The organism is Micromonospora endophytica, from assembly GCF_003236305.1.
Classification (GTDB): domain Bacteria; phylum Actinomycetota; class Actinomycetes; order Mycobacteriales; family Micromonosporaceae; genus Micromonospora; species Micromonospora endophytica.
This window is the reverse complement of the sequence record NZ_POTX01000015.1, coordinates 1-15,382: the sequence shown is the minus strand read 5'-3', so window position 1 is coordinate 15,382 and position 15,382 is coordinate 1. Positions and strand designations below refer to the sequence as shown.

At 72.5% G+C, this 15,382-nt stretch carries 13 protein-coding genes; 6 read left to right on the top strand and 7 right to left on the bottom strand.

The genetic code is table 11. From position 1 onward, the window contains the following. The first annotated feature begins 150 nt into the window (after window positions 1-150). Complete coding sequence (locus C1I93_RS03965; RefSeq protein ID WP_111241861.1) at window positions 151-657, top strand: inorganic diphosphatase; 507 nt, start codon at window positions 151-153, stop codon at window positions 655-657. Between the two features lie 29 nt (window positions 658-686). Here the strand turns inward: C1I93_RS03965 and eccD are convergent, their stop codons facing one another. Next, on the bottom strand, window positions 687-2,087 hold the full coding sequence (gene eccD, locus C1I93_RS03960) for a type VII secretion integral membrane protein EccD (RefSeq protein ID WP_111241833.1): 1,401 nt from the start codon (window positions 2,085-2,087) through the stop codon (window positions 687-689). Between the two features lie 101 nt (window positions 2,088-2,188). Between eccD and eccCa the strand changes: the two genes are divergently transcribed. The 3 genes from eccCa (at window position 2,189) to C1I93_RS03945 (ending at window position 8,335) form a co-directional block, all read left to right on the top strand. Then, window positions 2,189-6,139, top strand: a complete 3,951-nt coding sequence (gene eccCa, locus C1I93_RS03955) for a type VII secretion protein EccCa (RefSeq protein ID WP_111241832.1) — start codon at window positions 2,189-2,191, stop codon at window positions 6,137-6,139. A 73-nt stretch (window positions 6,140-6,212) separates the two neighbouring features. Next, window positions 6,213-7,538 (top strand): type VII secretion-associated serine protease mycosin, encoded by a 1,326-nt coding sequence (mycP, locus tag C1I93_RS03950; protein WP_111241831.1) that lies wholly within the window; start codon window positions 6,213-6,215, stop codon window positions 7,536-7,538. Between the two features lie 32 nt (window positions 7,539-7,570). Continuing rightward, on the top strand, window positions 7,571-8,335 hold the full coding sequence (locus C1I93_RS03945) for a phosphatase PAP2 family protein (protein WP_223256351.1): 765 nt from the start codon (window positions 7,571-7,573) through the stop codon (window positions 8,333-8,335). A 4-nt stretch (window positions 8,336-8,339) separates the two neighbouring features. Here C1I93_RS03945 and C1I93_RS03940 read toward each other — a convergent pair whose 3' ends face one another. From C1I93_RS03940 to C1I93_RS03915, 6 genes are all read right to left on the bottom strand, one after another. After that, complete coding sequence (locus tag C1I93_RS03940) at window positions 8,340-9,518, bottom strand: MarP family serine protease (RefSeq protein WP_111241830.1); 1,179 nt, start codon at window positions 9,516-9,518, stop codon at window positions 8,340-8,342. 63 nt (window positions 9,519-9,581) lie between these two features. Beyond that, window positions 9,582-10,250 (bottom strand): NUDIX hydrolase, encoded by a 669-nt coding sequence (locus tag C1I93_RS03935; RefSeq protein ID WP_111241859.1) that lies wholly within the window; start codon window positions 10,248-10,250, stop codon window positions 9,582-9,584. Window positions 10,251-10,297: 47 nt separating this feature from the next. Next, entirely contained in the window at window positions 10,298-10,909 is a 612-nt protein-coding gene (locus C1I93_RS03930; protein ID WP_111241829.1) for a TlpA family protein disulfide reductase, read from the bottom strand. After that, window positions 10,906-11,685, bottom strand: coding sequence for an endonuclease III (gene nth / locus C1I93_RS03925; RefSeq protein ID WP_111241828.1), 780 nt, complete (start codon window positions 11,683-11,685; stop codon window positions 10,906-10,908). Before nth ends, C1I93_RS03930 begins: the two co-directional genes overlap by 4 nt. Window positions 11,686-11,743: 58 nt before the next feature. Continuing rightward, the gene (locus C1I93_RS03920) at window positions 11,744-12,892 is read right to left on the bottom strand and encodes a CapA family protein (protein ID WP_111241827.1); all 1,149 of its coding nucleotides are present in this window, start codon (window positions 12,890-12,892) and stop codon (window positions 11,744-11,746) included. Window positions 12,893-12,949: 57 nt separating this feature from the next. Further along, window positions 12,950-13,606 (bottom strand): adenosylcobinamide amidohydrolase, encoded by a 657-nt coding sequence (locus C1I93_RS03915; protein WP_111241826.1) that lies wholly within the window; start codon window positions 13,604-13,606, stop codon window positions 12,950-12,952. A gap of 219 nt (window positions 13,607-13,825) precedes the next feature. On the opposite strand from C1I93_RS03915, the gene C1I93_RS03910 reads away from it, so the two are divergent. Together C1I93_RS03910 and C1I93_RS03905 are read left to right on the top strand one after the other, a co-directional pair. Beyond that, complete coding sequence (locus tag C1I93_RS03910) at window positions 13,826-14,503, top strand: Crp/Fnr family transcriptional regulator (protein ID WP_013736306.1); 678 nt, start codon at window positions 13,826-13,828, stop codon at window positions 14,501-14,503. Window positions 14,504-14,604: 101 nt separating this feature from the next. Then, complete coding sequence (locus tag C1I93_RS03905) at window positions 14,605-15,348, top strand: metallophosphoesterase family protein (RefSeq protein WP_111241825.1); 744 nt, start codon at window positions 14,605-14,607, stop codon at window positions 15,346-15,348. Window positions 15,349-15,382: the final 34 nt, after the last annotated feature.

The window sequence follows — 15,382 nt, the reverse complement described above, 5'->3', positions numbered from 1 at the left end:
CCCCTCCTCCCCGTTTGGAACCGGCCTGGGTGACACTACTTCGGTCCGAAGACTATGCGGCGGTCGGAGTCGGTGGGTGGGCATTCGCCTGCCCGAGGCGCGACCGCCGGTTCCGGCGAAGCCAGCGTGGGCGAACGAGGGAGCGTGCAGATGGATTTCGACGTCACGGTTGAGATCCCGAAGGGTCACCGCAACAAGTACGAGGTGGACCACGTGACCGGCCGGATCCGGCTGGACCGCACGCTCTTCACCTCCACCCAGTATCCGGCGGACTACGGGTTCATCGAGGGCACGCTGGGCGAGGACGGTGACCCCCTGGACGCCCTGGTGCTGGTGCCCGAGCCGACCTTCCCGGGTTGCCTGATCCGGTGCCGCACCATCGGCATGTTCCGGATGACGGACGAGAAGGGTGGCGACGACAAGGTCCTCTGCGTCCCGTACGAGGACCCGCGGCAGGAGCATCTGCGCGACATCCACCACCTCGGCGAGTTCGACCGGCTGGAGATCCAGCACTTCTTCGAGGTCTACAAGGATCTGGAGCCGGGCAAGTCGGTCGAGGGTGCGACCTGGGTGGGGCGGATCGAGGCCGAGGCCGAGATCCAGGCGTCGTACCGACGTGCCCGGGAGGCCGAGGCGCGCGGCGAGGCCACCCACTGAACTGACGTGTCGACCGGCCCGGGAAGCGCTCAGCCGAGCAGGCCCCGGGCCCGTTCGTAGAGCCCGAGCACGGCGCAGGCGATCGGCACCAGGGAGACCACCAGCACGGTGTCGGTGAGGTCGGCGAACCGACCGAGGTACGGGGAGACCGGCCGGCGGGCGTACGTGCTGCCGCCGGCCACCACCACCAGGGCGACAAGCACTCCGCCGACGGCCAGGACGAGGCGACCGGTCGGTCCGGCACCGGTGGCGAGCACCGCACCGAGGACCGCGTACCCGGCCGATCCGGCGAGCACCAGCGGCGACCGGTGCCGTACCGCCGCGAAGAGCCGGGCCCGCAGCAGCAGCACCGCCGAGGCCACCGCGACGAGCACCCGACCGGTGTTGCCACCGGTGACGCCGAGCACCACCGCAGCGGCAACGGTGAGCACCGCGTGCGCGATGAGCATTCCGGTCAGCATCTCCTCGGTCCGGGCCACCGCCGCGTACACCCGGCCCCGATCGGGCAGGTCACGGGCTCGGTCCGGGTCTTCCGCGGCGCCGGTGGGCAGGGTGATCGGCGGCAGTGGCACCTTGCCCAACCGGATGGCCAGCAGCGGGATCGCCCCGATCGCGAAGGGCAGCACGCAGAGCAGCACGGCCGCGGCGCCTGCGGACCCGAGCAACACGCCCCCCAGGGCGGCCGGCACCCCGACCGCCCCCGTCACCGCACCTGCCACGAAGATCCGCAGCCGGGTCGCCACCCCAAGCAGTCCGAGCACCGAGACCAGCAGCAACGCCGCCGAACCGGCAAGCAGTTCGGCCGCGCCGATCCAGCGCAGCGGGGCCAGTGGCCCGACCGGGTCACCGGAGCTGACGGCGAGCGCACCGGCCACCGCCGCGTACGGCAGTGCGTAGCCGCCGACCGTCGCTCCCGCCGGACCGTCGCCCTGGGCCCGGGAGAGCACCGTGCCGGCCAGCACCAGCAGCACCGCCACGCCGGTCGCGGCCAGCGCGCCGGCCGGTTGGCCCGGTCCCCCGGTGAGCAGGGCGAGCAGGCCGACGGCGAGCGGTACGGCGGCACCGCCCAGCGCCGCCGCCCGGGTGGCCCGGGACGACCACCCGCCACCGCGTCGACGCGCGCCGTCGACGATGGCCTCCACCACGTCGTCGTACTCCAGCTCGGGCCATTCGGCGCGGGCCGGCACCAGGTGCAGCACCTCGCCGTCGCGTACGCCCTGGGCGAGCAGGGTCTGCGCGGTCGCCAGCACGGTCCCGTCGGCGCGGCGCAGCACCCAGCCGCCGTGCTGTTCGCCGTCGTCGGCGAGCCCGACACCGGCGTGCCGCAGCACCTCGGGCAGCAGTTCGACGAGCGGAGCCTGCTCCGGCAGGGCCACGTCGACCCGCCGCGCAGGGGCGTTGACGGTGACCCGAGCCAGCCCGATTGTCATTGATTGATCTCCATGTCGAGCGGGGTGACGGCTGCGCGAACGAGAGGACTTTACCTACGATGAGCCAGGTTCGGGTTACCGAGCGCGTTGGGGGAGGTCGAGTGTCCACTGTCGTCATCCGACGACCACCACGGCGTCCCGCGCCGCAGGTTCCCGCAGGTGAACTGGCGGTCGAGGCCCCTCCGGAGATTCCGGCGGACACCGGTGGACGCTGGACTCAGCTCCTGATGCTGTTGCCGATGCTCGGCGGCACTGTCGCGATGGCGATGATGTTCGGCCGGGGCGGCGGCGCCTACTCGTACGTCGTCGGCGGCATGTTCGGCCTCTCCTCGTTGGCCATGCTGGTGACCAGCTGGGGCAGCGCCTCGGGCGGTCCCAAGAAGTCCGAGATGATGGCGGCCCGCCGGGAGTACCTGCGGCACCTGACCACGTTGCGGCGCCAGGTCCGGCAGACCGCCACCCGGCAGCGTGCCGGTCTCTTCTACCGGCACCCCGATCCGGCGCTGTTGTGGTCGACCGTCGACAGTCACCGGGTCTGGGAGCGCCGCCCCAACGATCCGGACTTCGCGGTGGTCCGGGTGGCGATCGGGCCGCAGACCCTGGCCACCCCGTTGATCCCGCCGGTCACCCGCCCGCTGGAGGAGCTGGAGCCGATGACGGCCGGCGCGCTGCGCCGCTTCCTCGACGCGTACTCCGTGGTGCCCGACCTGCCGGTGGCGGTGTCGCTGCGCAGCTTCGCGCGGGTTTTCGTACGCGGCGCGCCGGCTGGCCACACCGGGTCACCGGAGGCGCAGGTGCTGGTCCGGGCGATGCTCACCCAGCTCGCGGTCTTCCACGCCCCGGACGAGTTGCTCATCGCCGTCTGTGCCGGACCGGAACGGCGCGGTGTCTGGGAGTGGGTCAAGTGGCTGCCGCACGCCCAACACCCGACCCGCAGCGACGCCCTCGGCCCGCTGCGGTTGGTGACCAGTTCGGCGGTGGAGCTGGAACGCCTGCTCGACGAGGTGCTGGCCGCCCGGGCCCGGTTCAGCCCGGCCGGGCCCGCCACCGACGGGCCACATCTGGTGGTGGTGCTCGACGGTGGCGACCTGACCGGTGCCACCGAACTCGCCGGAGACGGTGGCATCGACGCGGTCACAGTGATCGACCTGGGCACGCCGCCACCGCGACTGCTCGACCGCTTCGCGCTGCTGCTGGAGGTACGCGGTGGCCGGCTGCGTTCGCACTCGGCGGACGGATCCGCCGAGGTCGGCACCGCCGACGCGCTGGAGGTCGCCGAGGCCGAGGCGGTGGCCCGCCGGCTGGCTCCGCTACGGTTGGCCGCCGCCAGCCGCCGGGCCGACGCGGCGCCCGGTGCCGAACCGGGCCTGCCGGAGCTGCTCGGCATCGGCGACCCGGAGAACTTCACCGCCGATCAGGGCTGGACCCCCCGGTCGGCCCGCGAACGGCTGCGGGTGCCCATCGGTGTCGGCGTCGACGGCGGCGCGATCGAGCTGGATCTCAAGGAGTCGGCGCAGGACGGCATGGGCCCGCACGGGCTGCTCATCGGCGCCACCGGCTCCGGCAAGTCGGAGCTGCTGCGTACGCTGGTGCTCGGGCTGGCCGCCAGCCACTCCTCGGAGCAGCTCAACTTCGTGCTGGTGGACTTCAAGGGCGGCGCGACGTTCGCCTCCTTCGACCGGCTGCCGCACACCGCCGCAGTGATCACGAACCTGGCCGACGCGCTGCCCCTGGTCGACCGCATGGTCGACGCGATAAACGGCGAACTGGTCCGCCGACAGGAACTGCTGCGCCGGGCCGGCAACTTCGCCAGCCTCCGGGACTACGAGCGGGCCCGGGCGGCGGGCAGCCCGCTCGCGCCGTTGCCGTCGCTCTTGCTGATCTGCGACGAGTTCTCCGAACTGCTCTCCGCGAAGCCCGACTTCATCGACCTGTTCGTGCAGATCGGCCGGCTGGGTCGGTCGCTGGGCGTGCATCTGCTGCTGGCCTCGCAGCGGTTGGAGGAGGGGCGGCTGCGCGGGCTGGACACCCACCTGTCGTACCGGATCGGTCTGCGTACCTTCTCCGCGCTGGAGTCGCGGACCGTGCTCGGGGTGCCGGACGCTCACCAGTTGCCCCGCTCACCGGGGCACGGCTACCTGCGTTTCGGCACCGAACCGCTGCTGCGCTTCAAGAGCGCCTACGTCTCCGGGCCGGTACGCCGACGCGGGACGGACGTCGCCACGGCCGGCGGGCAACGCCCTCGCCTGCTCACCTTCTCCACCCACTTCACGCCCGCGCCGCAACCGTCGCCCGCCCCCGTCGCCGAGCAGGACGAGGAGGAAAACCGGGAGACCCTGTTGGATCTGCTGGTCGGCCGGCTGGCCGGGCAGGGGCCACCGGCCCACCAGGTGTGGCTGCCGCCGCTCGACGGCGCACCCACGCTCGACGAGTTGGTCGGGCCGCTCGCGGTGGACCCGGCCCGTGGGCTGAGCTTCGGCAATCCCGAGCTGCACGGGGCGCTCCAGGTGCCGGTAGCCGTGGTCGACAAGCCGTACGAGCAGCGCCGGGACGTGCTCTGGTTGGCGCTGGACGGCGCGGCGGGCCACGTCGCGGTGGTCGGCGGTACGCAGAGCGGCAAGTCCACCGCGCTGCGTACGCTCATCTGCGCGTTGGCGCTCACCCACACCCCGGCCGAGGTGCAGATCTACTGCCTCGACTTCGGCGGCGGCGGGCTGGCCGCGCTGCGCGAGCTACCCCACGTCGGCGGGGTCACCGGCCGGGCCGATCCCACCGGGGTACGCCGGACCGTCGGCGAGATGTCCACTCTGCTGGCCGAACGGGAGCGGAGTTTCGCCGAGGCCGGCGTGGAGTCGGTCACCGCCTGGCGGCAGCGTCGTGCCGCCCGGCCCCGGGCCGACTTGGCCGGGGAGGACAGCTTCGGTGACGTGTTCCTGGTCATCGACGGGTGGGCCACCCTGCGCGGGGAGTACGACGACCTCGAACCACTGATCACCGACCTCGCCACCCGTGGCCTGTCGTACGGTCTGCACGTGGTGGCCAGCGCGGTGCGCTGGCTGGACTTCCGCCCGGCCATCCGGGATCTCTTCGGTTCCCGGTTGGAACTGCGCCTCGGTGATCCGTCCGACTCACTCGTCGCCCGACGCGCGGCCGTCGACGTGCCGGAGCAGCGGCCGGGACGTGGCATCACCGCCGAGAGCCTGCACTTCCTCACCGCGCTGCCACGCGCCACCGACGCCGACACCACCGGGCTGGTACGACAGGTCGCCGCGGCCTGGTCCGGTCCGGCCGCGCCCCGGGTCCGGCTGCTCCCCGCGGTGCTGCCGTACGCCGATCTGGACCTCGACGCCACCACCGGGCTGCGGATCCCGATCGGGATCGCCGAGGCGGACCTGCGTCCGGTGGTCCTCGACTTCGCCACCGAACCGCACTTCCTGGTCTACGGCGACGCCGAGTGCGGCAAGTCGTCGTTCCTGCGCGCCCTGGCCACCTCGATCGTCACCCGATTCACCCCGGAGCAGGCCCGGGTGATCCTGGTGGACTATCGACGCAGCCTGCTCGGTGCCATCGAGACGCCGCACCTGATCGGGTACGGCACCGCCGCGGCCCACACCGCCGACCTGGTCGAGTCGGCCGCCGGTTACATGCAGGGCCGCATCCCCGGCCCGGAGGTCAGCCCGGCCCAGCTACGCGACAGGTCGTGGTGGTCCGGGCCGGAACTGTTCGTCCTGGTGGACGACTACGACCTGGTCGCCAGCGGCCCGGCGAACCCGCTGCGGGCGCTGGAGGAGCATCTGCCGCAGGCCCGCGACATCGGTTTGCACCTGGTGATGGTGCGCCGGTGCGGCGGTGCCGGTCGAGCCCAGTACGAGCCCCTCGTGCAGCGGCTTCGGGAGCTCTCCACCTCGGGCCTGGTGATGTCGGGCAGCCCGGAGGAGGGTGCGTTGCTCGGGGCGGTCCGGCCCGGTCCGCTGCCGCCCGGACGCGGCCGACTGCTCACCCGACGTGAAGGGGTACGCCTGGTCCAACTGGCCCACCTTCCGCCACAGTGACGCGAAGTCCACGGAACGTCCCTGTAAGCGGGACGGAACCGGTAATCTCCGATCGTCATGTGTCCTGCGAGGAATGGCTGAGAAGGTGACCAGGGTGCGGCACAGCGGCCGGTTCGGGCCTCGATGGTTCGCTCACCGGGCACTGCTGTCGGCGACGGCCACCGTGCTGGCGGCCGCCGTCACGGTCGTACCCGCCACTGCCACGCCGCTCACCGTGTCCCCGTTCGCTGTCCCGGTGGCGTACGCGCCGGGAGACGTCACCGAACGTTCCGACCAGATCCGCGACGAGCAGTGGCAGCTCGACAAGTTGGGCGCGGAGATCGCCTGGCGGACGTCGACCGGGCGTGGCGTGACCGTCGCCGTGATCGACTCCGGGGTGGACGGTTCCCATCCGGATCTGGCCGGTCGGGTGCTTCCCGGCCTCGACCTGGTCTCCCCCGGCGGTGCCACCCCGCCGGATCCGGTCGGGCACGGCACCACGGTGGCCGGGCTGATCGCCGGACGCAACGACGACCGGCAGGGCGTGGTGGGACTGGCACCGGACGCCCGGATCCTGCCGGTACGGGTGCTCGACGAGGAGAACCGCTACGACGACGCCCTCATCGTGGCCAAGGGCGTACGGTGGGCGGTCGACAACGGTGCCCGCGTGATCAACCTGTCGCTCGGCGGCAGCGGCGACAGTCCCGCCCTGGCGGCCGCCATCGACTACGCCTTCGCCCGCGACGTCGTGGTGATCGCCTGCACCGGCAACCTCGCCACCTCACCTGACGCGAAGGTGTGGTATCCGGCTCGGGAACCGGGCGTGATCGCGGTCTCCGGCCTGGAACGCAGCAGCAACAACCTGTGGAGCGGCGCGATCACCGGACGCGCCACCGTCCTCACCGCGCCGGCCAGTGGACTCGTCGGCGCCCGCCCGCCTTCCGGCTACTGGCGGGTGCAGGGCACCAGCTTCGCCGCGCCGCTGGTCGCCGCCACCGCCGCCCTGGTGCGCTCCCGGTATCCGCAGATGTCCGCCGGCGACGTGGTGAACCGGCTGCTGACCACCGCCAAGGACATCGGCCCCACCGGCCGCGACGACCGTTTCGGCTACGGTCTGGTCGACCCGATCGCGGCCCTCACCGCCGACGTGCCGCTGATCGGCCACAACCCTCTCGACGACAACGACTCGCCGGGGGTCAGCGGCTTCGGCTCGGCACCCGGCCTGACCCCGGTCAACGATCCGGACGCCGAACAACTCGGCCTGAGCGGGCCGCAACAGGAGACCAGGTGGCGGGCGCGGGCGGCCGGGTCACCTGACGACGTCGCCACCGAACGGCTCTGGGTGGGCTCGGCGATCCTCGTCGCCCTGCTCACCGGCGCGGCGCTCATGGTGCGCCGGTTCCGGCGGGCGCACCGCTGACCGGCCCGCCGGACGAATCCGCAGGTTCCCAGGTGGCCGAGCCGCTCCGGCTGGGTACACCTGCCGACATGGGCAGCACCGGCCGACGCGGCGCAGCGTCATCATCGCGGTCCCACCTGCCCGTGGCGCGGCGGTGGCCGGCCCTGCCCGCCTCCGGGCTGCTCTCCTTCGTGCTGTTCGCGCTGCTCGCCGCACTGGTGCTGGCCGACTGGCCGCCGCTGCGTCGGCTGGACGTGGCGGTGGCCGAGCGGCTGCACGACGTGGCCCACGACCAGCCGGCCTGGACCCGGGTTATGAGTTTCTGGACCGACGCCTTCGCACCGATGCCGCTGCGGATCGCGGCCCTGGTCCTGGTGATCTGTCTGGCCGTCCGGGGCGCCCGGCGGCTCGCCGCCTGGGTCACCACGACCATGGTCGTCGGTGGCCTGCTCGGGCCGCTGCTCAAGCTGCTCATCGGTCGCCCGCGACCGGCGCTGCCCGATCCGGTGGCGCAGGCGTCGGGGCTCGCCTTCCCCTCGGGACACGCGCTGAACGCGGCGCTCGCCGCCGGGGTCCTGGTGGTGGTCTTCCTGCACCCCGCCGTGGCACGACCGGCCGCCCGGCCGGCAACGCGGGTGGCGGTGTGCGTCGGCGCGCTGCTGATCGCCCTGGTCACCGGGTTCAGCCGGATCGCTCTCGGCGTCCACTGGACAAGTGATGTGGTGGCCGGCTGGCTGCTCGGAACGGCGGTGGTCATCGCCACCGTGGCCCTGTTCGACAGGCACGCGGGAGACATCCGGCCGGCGACCGGGCGGTGAGGCGTCAGGTGCACTCGCCGGTGCCGACACCCCGGGTACGCTGCGCGCCTTCCAGCGCCACCGGCCGGGCCTCGGCGGCGGTCACCGCGAATCCGGTGTTCGGGTCTTCCGCCGCCGCCGCGAAGATCACCCCGAGCACCAGGCCGTTCGAGGAGACCAACGGTCCACCCGAGTTGCCGCTGCGCACCAGCGCCCGGATCGTGTAGATCTCCCGGGTGACCTCGCCGGAGGAGTAGATGTTCGGCCCGGGGATCCGGCCGACGTCACGGACCCGGGCCGACTGCGCGTTGTACGGGCCGTCCAGCGGGAAGCCGAGCACGATGGCGTCCGCGCCGGTGGAGGCGTTACCAGCAGCGAACCGCATGGAGGGGCCGGGCAGCCCGGGGACGTACAGCACGGCCAGGTCCCGATCCGGGTCGTAGACGACGACCTCGCCGTCGTACCGGTCGCCGCGCAGTTCCACCGCCACCGTGCGGGTGCCGGCGACCACGTGCGCGTTCGTCATCACCCGGTCGTCTGCGTACACGAAGCCGGAGCCCTCGATCCGGCGCGAGCAGCTCGGCGCGGAGCCGAGCACCTTGACCACCGACTGCCGGCCGTTGGCCACCACCTCGGAGCCGGCGAGGGCCGGGTCTGGCGGCTCGACCTGCCGAGCCTGGGTGCGCCGCAGACCGTCGAAGACGTCCGGGAAGCCGTTGGTGTCGACGGTGTCCCGCAGCGCCCGGGACAGCTGCTGGGCCTGGTCGGGCATGACGGCGTCCACCGTGCGCAGCAGCGCGCTGTTCTTCACCGAGGCGGCCAGCCAGGGCAGCGAGGAGGAGCCGAGCGGCACCGCGACCAGCCAGGCGACCAGGAGCACCGCGAAGAGCGAGACGAACGCGCCACCGACGTCGTCGACCTGCCGGCCCACGTCGCTGGCGATGGTGCGGCGCAGGTGGGAACCGAGCCAGCCGGCGAGCGCCTGGCCGACCACCGCCAGGCCGAAGACGGCGACAAGTGCGATGAGCACCCGGGTGCCGCTGTCCACGAACTGCTCGGCGATCAGCGGCCCGATCTGGAGGCCGATCAGGGCACCCAGGAAGAACCCGGAGAACGACAGCACTCCGATGACGAACCCCTGTCGGTATCCGCTGATCGCGAACACGAGCATGAGTAACAGCATTACGAGATCCACGGCCGACACGGGTCAAGCGTACGGGCCGGGGGCGCGCGGGATGACGATCACTAGCGGAAGGTGACGGTCCGATCAGCGGACCGCGCTCTCATCGGCCTCGTCGGTACCGGCGGACGGGGCCGGCACCGCCGCCACCGGAGGCAGGTCGATCACCCGGCCGAGGGGCCACGGCCGGCTCCACCCACCCATGTCGAGCAGCGTCGCCAGCACTCCGGCGGTGAAGCCCCAGACCAGCATTCCGCGTACGGAGAACGCCGGACCGATCCAGCCGCTCGGGTGGCGTACCCGCATCCGGTTGTCCGGGTCGACAAGCTCGGTGACTGGCAGCCGGGCCACGTGCGCCACCTCGGCCGGTTCCCGGGGATGCACCGGATGCGGCGCGTGCCACCAGGCCAGCACCGGGGTCACCACGAAGTCGCTGACCGGGATCCAGAGTCTCGGCAGCTCGGTGAGCAGGGTGACGCTTGTCGGATCGAGCCCGACCTCCTCGTTGGCCTCGCGCAGTGCGGTCGCCGCGGCGTCGGCGTCCTCCGGGTCAGCGGCACCACCGGGAAACGCCGGCTGGCCGGCGTGATTGCGCAGCGTGGCGGCCCGTTGGAGGATCAGCACGTCGGGGCCGGTGCCGGTCTCCTCGCCGAGCAGCACCAGCACGGCACTTTCCCGGCCGCCCTGCTCCGGGGTGCGAAGCGGGGTGAAGTCCTCGCGACGCGCGGTGCCGAGCCGGGTCAGCAGCGGCGTCATCCAGCCCGGCGGCTGCCGCCGCCCACCGTTCGCCGATCGGACGTGGCTCACGCGGGCACCGTGACGTCGAGGTGCTGTCGGACGAGCGTGGCGAGTTGCGCGTCGTCGAGGGCACCTGAGGTGTCGATGTGCCGGATCCGCCCGTCGGCGGCGACGAACACGGTGAGCGGGAACGCGTTGCGGCGCAGCGCCCGCCGCAACGCCTCACCCTGGTCGAAGAGCATCGGAAACCGTACGCCGAAATCCTCGCCGATGGACTGGGCGGCCTCGCGGCTGTCCCGGTTGTTGACCCCGATGACCCGCAGTTGTCCTGCGGCGCGTTGGCTGAGCCGCTGGAAGGCGGGCAGTTCCTCACGGCAGGGTGCGCACCAGGAGGCCCAAATGTTGATCACTGCCGGCCCGGCCACCTCCCGCAGGGTGACCTGGGCACCGCCGGTGAAGCAGGGCAGGGTCAGCTCCGGCAGCAGGTCACCGGAGGCGGTGCCGGGGTCAGCGGGGGCGGTCGGGCCCGCGGTGAGCGCGGCGCACTCCTCGAACGGTGACGGCCGGCTGGCGGCGGCGTCCCGCGGGGTGGGCGAGTCGGGCTCGGGCTCGGCGGTGCAACCGGTGGTGACCAGCAGCAGCACCGCGACGCAGAGCAGGGTGAGGCGGCGGATCATGGCACCTCCGCCCGGACCGCCTGCACGGGCACGAGGTCGGGGTCGACGCCGGCGGCGACCGCGAGGTCGCGGGCCCGAGGACCCTTGAGCAGCTTCGCCGCTGCGGCCGGCTCGGTCGGGCCGGTGTCGTACGACGGGCAGAGCGTGGCCAGGGTGCACGCCCCGCAGGCGGGCTTGCGGGCGTGGCAGACCCGGCGGCCGTGGAAGATGATCCGGTGCGACAGCATGGTCCAGTCGCGCTTGGGGAACATCGCGCCGATCGCATGCTCGATCTTGACCGGGTCGGTCTCGGTGGTCAGCCGCCAGCGCTGCACCAGCCGCTGGAAGTGGGTGTCGACGGTGATGCCGGGCACGTCGAAGGCGTTGCCGAGGATGACGTTGGCGGTCTTGCGGCCGATCCCGGGCAGCGTCACCAGGTCGACCAGCCGGCCGGGGACCTCACCGTCGTACCGCTCGACGAGTGCCTGACCGAGCTGGATCAGCGAGCTGGTCTTGTTGCGGTAGAAGCCGGTGGGCCGGATCAGCTCCTCCAACTCGCCCCGGTCCGCCCCGGCGTAGTCGGCGGCGGTCGGGTAGCGGGCGAAGAGCTTGGGGGTGACCTCGTTCACCTTCTTGTCGGTGCACTGGGCCGAGAGGATGGTGGCGACGGCCAACTCCAGCGGGTTGGCATGGTTCAGCTCGCAGTGCGCGTCGGGGTGGGTCTCGGCGAGCACGCGGCCGATCCGCCGCGCCCGCCGGGTCCGCCCGAGGTCGGTCTCGGTGGCACTTCTGGTCACGACGGCCAGCCTACGTCGTCGCACCGACCGTCCCGCCGGCCTGGCGTACCGGCCCGGGTCAGTCGGCGTCCGGCGGGCTGATCTTCCCGGAGTCGTCGAGCTGCGCGCCGGACTCCGGGAAGTCGAGCTTGCTGAGCTCCCGGAGCAACCCGAGGCCACGGTCGTCGGGATCCATGGTCGGCAGGCGGACGTCGTTCATGTAGGTGGAGGCGAACGAGCCGCCCGCCCAACTGCCGTCCGGATTCAACTTGACCTTGAGCACGCCACCCCAGCCGAGCCGGCCGGTGTTGCTCAGCGAGTTGCCGCCGCCGGCGAAGTTGCCCAGGCTGTACGCGATCAGCCGGCCCTTGTAGAACTCCATGCCGCGCAGCACGTGCGGGCCATGGCCGACCACCAGGTCGGCGCCGGAGTCGATCATCGCCCGGGAGAACTTGATCGGATCGCCCCGGTTCTCACCGACGTAGGTCTCGGTACCCGGCCGGACCCGGGTCATCTCCGCGCCCTCGGCACCCATGTGCACCTGCACCACCACGATGTCTGCCATGGTGGCGGCCTTGGCGATCACCTTCTTCGCGGCCGGGATGTCGACAAGACTGTTCGACCAGGCGTACGAGGAGAAGCCGGCGACCGCCACCTTGACGCCCTTGACGTCGACCACGGTGATCTGGTTGGGCGCCCCGGTGTGTTCGAGGCCGTGCTCCTCCAGTGCCTGCTGGGTGTTTTCGTACCCCTTCGCCCCGAAGTCGTTGCCGTGGTTGTTGGCCTGGTTGAGCAGGTCGAACCCGGCGTCGGCGAGGTGTTTGGCGTACCCGGGCGGGGCCCGGAACGCAAAGCAACTCGTCGAGTCGGGCCCGCACTTGCTGACGCCGGTGTCCTCGGTCAACGGCTCTTCCAGGTTGCCCATCACCAGGTCGGCGGCGAGCGCCTTCTTGACCGAGTCGAAGAAGCCCTTGCCGTCGTTAGGCGGCATCCGGTTGGGTGCCATGGCCATGACGATGTCGCCGGTGGCGGAGAGCGAGATCGGCTTGGGTGCCGGAGGGCTCGACTCGACCGGCCCGCCCGTGCCGCCACCACCCACGCCGGGTTGCCAGACCGGCTGCCCGCCGGAGTCACCACAACCGGCCAGCACAAGGGCGACGAGCAGCGCCCCGACTGCGGCCACGCGGCGGCGACGCGATCGGGACACGGAAAGGGCGGCAGCATACATCGTGGGCGACCCTACCGGCCGGATAACGCGTCCACGACGGCCGATCGGGTGGGAGTCTCAGCCCGGCAGCCGATCCGACCATGGCACCGTGTCGACCCCGACCGCACACACCGCTGCGTGCACCGCGCGGGCGAGGGGTGCCCCCCAGGTGGAGCGCGGTCCGCCGTAGGCGTGCAGCGGACCGTCCGGCGGGCAGAGGACTGTCACCGCGTCGGTAGGGGTACCGGTGCCGGCCAGGCCCAGGTCCGCGATCGCCTGCGCCTTCGCCTCGGTGGCGGTGGCCACCGCGTTGACCAGCGCCGCGTCGCCGAGCCGGGCCGGCACGTACGCCACGATGTTCACCGTGCCGACGCGCTGCGCCACGGCCGGGGCCGGGGCCGCCGCGGGCACCGGGGTGCCCAGCCCGACCGTGGCCCAGACCCGCACGCCGCTGTCCGCCCGCGTCACCACCTCACCGACGTCCACCCCGGTCAGCAGCCCCACCCCCGGTCCGTCGAGGCCGAGCCGCCGGGCCATGCCGGCCAGGTGGTCGGCGGGGTCGTCCCGGTCGTACGACATGGGCACCGTCGCGTTCACCACCCAGCGACGTACGCCCAGTCCGCCACCGAGTGGCGCGGTGCTGACCGCGCGCAGAGGGCCTTCGGCCCGCCACACGAGCAGCGGGACGTCCCGCCCGTCCTCGGGGCGTACGGTAAGCAGGGGATCACTCAGCACGCCGTGACCCTACGACCGAGGGTGGGATCGCCCCCAGCCCGCCCGCACCGGGGGCGCGATGCTACCGGTTGATCTCGACGGGCACGTTACATCCAACGATCAAGATTCCCGGGGTGCACCTCCGATTCCTGCTCACGTGCGCCTAGACTGGTCGGCGCGCGACGGATCAGCGGACTGCAGACCCCGCCGACGGACGGCACGCGTAAGCGGAGGTGCGCGATGGACGAGGTACTGGCCCGCAGCGGGATCTTCCAGGGAGTCGACCCGGAGGCAGCCGAGGCGCTCGCCAAGGAGATGGAGACGATCGAGGTCCGCAAGGGCGAGGTCGTCTTCAACGAGGGCGAGCCCGGCGACAGCCTCTACATCCTGCTGTCCGGCAAGATCAAGGTGGGCCGCCGGGCGGCCGACGGCCGGCAGAACCTGATAGCGGTGATGGGCCCATCGGACATGGTCGGTGAGCTGTCGCTCTTCGACCCGGGTCCGCGTACGGCCACCGCCACCGCGGTCACCGACAGCCGACTGGCCCGACTGCGCAAGCAGGCCCTGCGCCCCTGGCTGAACAACCGGCCGGAGATCGCCGAGCAGCTGCTGCGGGTGCTCGCCCGCCGGCTGCGCCGGACCAACGACGCGCTGGCCGACCTGATCTTCACCGATGTGCCGGGTCGGGTCGCGAAGAACCTGCTCCAGATGGCCGGCCGCTTCGGCACCCGGGACGGTGGCGTGCTGCGGGTGACGCACGACCTGACCCAGGAGGAGATCGCCCAGCTCGTCGGCGCCTCGCGGGAGACGGTCAACAAGGCCCTGGCCGACTTCGCCTCGCGTGGCTGGCTCCGGCTGGACGGCAAGAGCATCATCATCCTCGACCCGGAGCGCCTGGCCCGCCGCGCCCGCGTCTGACCCCGGTCCTCGCGCGCCCGCGCAACGACGCCGTACGCGGGTGCCGTCTGCCCAGCGCAGAATCGTTGGACGACAGCTCCGGCAGCCGGAATCCTGGGGCGATGCTGGAGCGCGTCGCTGTCCTCTCCGACATCCACGGCGTACTGCCGGCGCTGGAGGCCGTCCTGGCCGAGCCGGAGGTGGCCGCCGCCGACCTGATCGTGCTCACCGGCGATCTCGCCGCCGGACCGCAGCCGGTCGAGGTGCTCGACCTGCTCGCCTCCCTTGGTGACCGGGCCTGTTGGGTCCGGGGCAACGCCGACCGGCATCTGGTCGAGACGCGGGCCGGGCAGCCGGCCCCGATCGACGTGTCGGCCTGGGCAGCCGGGCAACTGCGCGACGATCAGGTGGCCCGGCTGGCCGCACTGCCGCGCACCGTGACGCTGCCCGTGGCCGGTCTCGGCGAGGTGCTGTTCTGCCACGCCACACCCCGGGACGACGAGGAGGTCGTGCTCGTCGACTCGCGCCTCGACCGCTGGGCCGAGGTCTTCGCCGACCTGCCGGCCGAGGTGGGCACGGTGGTCTGCGGGCACACCCACATGCCGTTCACCCGGCTGGTCGACCGCCGACTGGTCGTCAACCCGGGCAGCGTCGGCATGCCGTACGGTGGCGCGGGCGCCTGGTGGGCGCTGCTCGGCCCCGGCGTCCAACTGCGCCGCACGGCGTACGACGTCGATGCGGCCTGCGCTCGGGTGGCCGCCGAGTCGGGCTACCCGGACGCCGCCGCCTTCGCCGACGAGTACCTGCGCTCCCGGAACAGCGATGTGGACGCCCTGGTCGCCTTCGGCCCCCGCGACGGTCGCTGATCGCGCGCCACCTGCCCACGGCACGCCCACCCGC